The organism is Allosalinactinospora lopnorensis (genome assembly GCF_000981225.1).
Classification (GTDB): domain Bacteria; phylum Actinomycetota; class Actinomycetes; order Streptosporangiales; family Streptosporangiaceae; genus Allosalinactinospora; species Allosalinactinospora lopnorensis.
In genome coordinates this window covers 1-3,077 of the sequence record NZ_LAJC01000154.1, presented here as the reverse complement: position 1 = coordinate 3,077, position 3,077 = coordinate 1, and the positions used below count along the sequence as shown (strand labels likewise).

General features: G+C 66.1%; 4 protein-coding genes and 1 pseudogene. 1 reads left to right on the top strand and 4 read right to left on the bottom strand.

Features of this window, described 5'->3' with window-relative positions:
- Positions 1-351: 351 nt before the first annotated feature.
- The 4 genes and pseudogenes from VS93_RS26105 to VS93_RS26095 all read right to left on the bottom strand — a co-directional run bounded on the left by VS93_RS26105 (position 352) and on the right by VS93_RS26095 (position 2,054).
- Positions 352-801, bottom strand: a complete 450-nt coding sequence (locus tag VS93_RS26105; protein WP_052746018.1) for a DUF6879 family protein — start codon at positions 799-801, stop codon at positions 352-354.
- Positions 794-1,102, bottom strand: a complete 309-nt coding sequence (locus VS93_RS26100) for a hypothetical protein (protein WP_338022807.1) — start codon at positions 1,100-1,102, stop codon at positions 794-796. The genes VS93_RS26105 and VS93_RS26100 overlap by 8 nt, the downstream gene beginning before the upstream one ends.
- A gap of 156 nt (positions 1,103-1,258) precedes the next feature.
- Positions 1,259-1,441 (bottom strand): DUF397 domain-containing protein, encoded by a 183-nt coding sequence (locus VS93_RS28760; protein ID WP_082127218.1) that lies wholly within the window; start codon positions 1,439-1,441, stop codon positions 1,259-1,261.
- A gap of 3 nt (positions 1,442-1,444) precedes the next feature.
- Positions 1,445-2,054, bottom strand: a pseudogene (locus tag VS93_RS26095) (DUF5753 domain-containing protein).
- Between the two features lie 436 nt (positions 2,055-2,490).
- Here VS93_RS26095 and VS93_RS26090 point away from each other — a divergent pair.
- Entirely contained in the window at positions 2,491-3,075 is a 585-nt protein-coding gene (locus VS93_RS26090) for an ATP-binding protein (protein WP_052746017.1), read from the top strand.
- Positions 3,076-3,077 lie beyond the last annotated feature (2 nt).

Genomic DNA, 3,077 nt, shown 5'->3' with positions numbered 1-3,077 from the left:
AGCTCTAAGCCACCTTCCGCCGATCTTGACGGGGTTGTTCCTTCCGAGCGCGTTGAGGGAACGATTTCGTCGAGATCAGTGGGGGTTCCCGACCAGGGAGACGGCTGCCACCACGAGCAGAACGAGGACGATGGCCAGGGATGTGCGGCGCACGCCCCGGCTGCCACGCACGTCGCCGATCCCCCTGGTTCAGGGGGTGACGGCCGGCGCCGGCAGCGGGGCGATCTCCCGGTGGTAGTACTCCAGTACGGGCTCCGCCGCGTCGTAGAGCCGCGCTATCGCGCGCCGTGCGCCGCCGATACTCTCGGGATCGTCGATGCGCCGCGCGCCATTGGGCGTGCCATCGGGTGCTTAGAGCACGTGATACAGCACTTGGTCACCGAGGAGCACCAGGTCCGGCAGTGGCCGGTCCCGCTCGTACTCGGCGACCTGGTCGGCCTCCACAATCCGCAGCGGAAAGCCTTCCTCGGCCAGGATGCGAAAGAACTGCATCTCCCACTGCACATAGGGCGTGACCGGTTTCTCGACGATCCGCAGCCGCCGGATCTCCACCCCCTGCTCGCGGAGGGACCGCGCCTCGGAACGGGCCCCCTCGCGCTCCTGGTCGTTGAGAACGAGGGAACGCTGCCAGTCGCCCGCGATGAACGCCTCCCAGCTCGCATCACCGGGCTCCCGGTAGGTCTGGCCGCGCTCCAGCTTCCAGAGGACCCCGGTGAGCGTGGCGAACTCAGCGGCGAAGTCCTCGTGGTAGGCGGAGCGTTCCAACTCGCTGCCCGGAGCCTCGGCGATCCGCTCAAGCATCGGGGATGTCCGGTTTGGCCGCGCTGAGCATGTCGCCCGGGATGACGACCAACCGCTCATCGGCGCCGACCCGCACGTCGGGCGGCAGCCGATCCGCGAAAGCATCGGTGAGGTCGCGTCCGATAACCGTGATATCGCCGCTGTCCAATTGCCAGATGTCGGGGCAGTCCTGAGTGGACTTGCTGTCTCCGAGCTCGGCGGCGGTCTTTCCCAACCGACGAAGGAACCGCGCCTCGTGGTCCGCTTCCCAGGCACGCGCCACGGCGACCTCCCAATCACGCTGCCTACCGGCGGTGCTCACCCTTTCACCCCAGGGCCCTACCGACAAGCGGGCTGTCACTGGTTATCCCCGTCCGGTCACGACAAGGGGAGGCGGAATCAATTCCCCGCCGACCTTGACGCCCGTGGGGCCTCGCCTGCGGGTTCGGCCCCTTGACCGTCAAGATTGGCGGCGCGCTCACAACTCTTCGGCTTTGACGGAGGAGATGAAGGCCCGCCAGGAGGAGGTAGGGAAGGAAAGGTGGCCCTGATGGGGGTGCTTGGAGTCGCGGAGGGCATAAATTTCGGGACCAAGTTGAGCAGCCTCGACGCATTCACCGCTTGCCTTCGAATAGCTGCTCTTGGACCACTCGGCGTTCAAGTCTCACCTCAGTGCGCTACGCAGGCCGGTCACGGTTTTTGTGTCACCGTGGGCTTCCTTGCGTAGTTTATCGAGCACGTGAACGTGTTCGTCCACCTCGTGAGGGTCGTCCCGGAACAGCACGCTCTTGTGTTGCTCCACGTGAACGACACTGAGCGCGCCCCACATCGAGCACGGTGAAGGGGCCAGTTTCCATCGCGGCGTGCGCCCCCACCTCGTAGGGCAGCAACTGCACCGTGACATGTGGTTCTTCCATGAGTGATACGACATGTTCGAGTTGCTTCCGCATCACTTCGACTCCGCCCACAACGCGGTGAATTGCTGCCTCGTCGATAATGGCCCATGTCTGGGGCCGGTTCTCTGCCCAGACCCGTTGCCGCTCCATGCGGACCTGGACCCGGCTCTCGATCTCCTCTTTACCCGCCTCGGGCATGCTTCCAGCCATGAGCGCCCTTTGGTACTCCTCCGCCTGGAAGAGCCCAGGGATGTGGACGGCGTCGTAGCGCTGGATCTTGCGGGCGGCGCTCTCCAGGCCGATGTAGGTGCCGTAGCCCCCTTTGATTCCGTAGCGCTGCCACCATCCTGATTCGCGCGCCTGCTCGCGCAGGTCCATGAACCTGCGGGCATCCTCCCCGGCCACTCCGAAGAAATCCAGCAGTGCTTGAAGGTCTCGCCGGCGCGGGATGGCTCCGCTCGGATCCTCCCAGCGCGTGATGCTGCTCGGCGCTACGTCTATGGCTTTCGCGATGTGATCCCGAGGTCTGTCGCCTCGCAGGCTGGCCAGTTCGTGGGCAAGTTGCCAGCGGCCCACCGTAGGACTCCTCATGCCCGGCAGCCTAGCGACAACTGGACGCATACTCCATCAGCAATGTTCGAAATGGACCTTGCATATGGATCATATGTGATGGACTATGAACCCAATCCGGGGGACGTGTTGATTCCGTCACTCTTCGGGAGCGTCTCCTCCTGGACACAAAAGCGGCCCTGGCCGGTGCTGGAACACCGGCCAGGGCCTTAGCCCCCGACCTGAATCAGGCAGGTGAGGACTCATGTCCAACCGTATCGACCCCGTACCCGAACCCCCGCCTCGCGCCCCGTTACGACGGTGTTCCTACCGGTTTCTCGGGGTTCCGCAGAACGTCCGGGCCGCGCGGGACTGGCTGGCCACCCGGCTGGCTATGGCCCGCGTTCCGGACGAGCCCGCCGGCAGCGCCCTGCTACTGCTCTCCGAACTGGCGACCAGCGCGATCCGGCACACCGCCAGTGGCGCCGAGGGCGGGGTGTTTCACGTTCGGGCCCACTTCTTCCACGAGGGGCTGCGCGTGGAGGTCGGCGACGAGGGCGGTACACCCTTCCCCGCCGAACTCATCGTCCCTGACCCCGCAGCCGAGCACGGGCGCGGCCTGCTATTGACCGCCACCCTCGCCGACATCTGGGGTCCCTTCGACTCCGGGCGCGGGCCGGGCGTGTTCTTCCAACTCCACTGGGGGTCGAAAGACACCCTCAGCGCCGCCCCGCTGCCCTACCGCGACCGCAGGCGCCGCCATTGGCCCGACCAGCTCACCCCCGTACCGTGGCCACGCTCCGTCCCTGGTGGCGCGAACCTCCCCGCCGCCGAGGGGGAGCGGCCATGACC

Excerpts from the sequence above, each read along its gene's own strand:
- VS93_RS26105 (WP_052746018.1), bottom strand. The coding sequence starts at position 801 with ATGCTTGAGCGGATCGCCGAGGCTCCGGGCAGCGAGTTGGAACGCTCC.
- VS93_RS26090 (WP_052746017.1), top strand. The coding sequence starts at position 2,491 with ATGTCCAACCGTATCGACCCCGTACCCGAACCCCCGCCTCGCGCCCCG.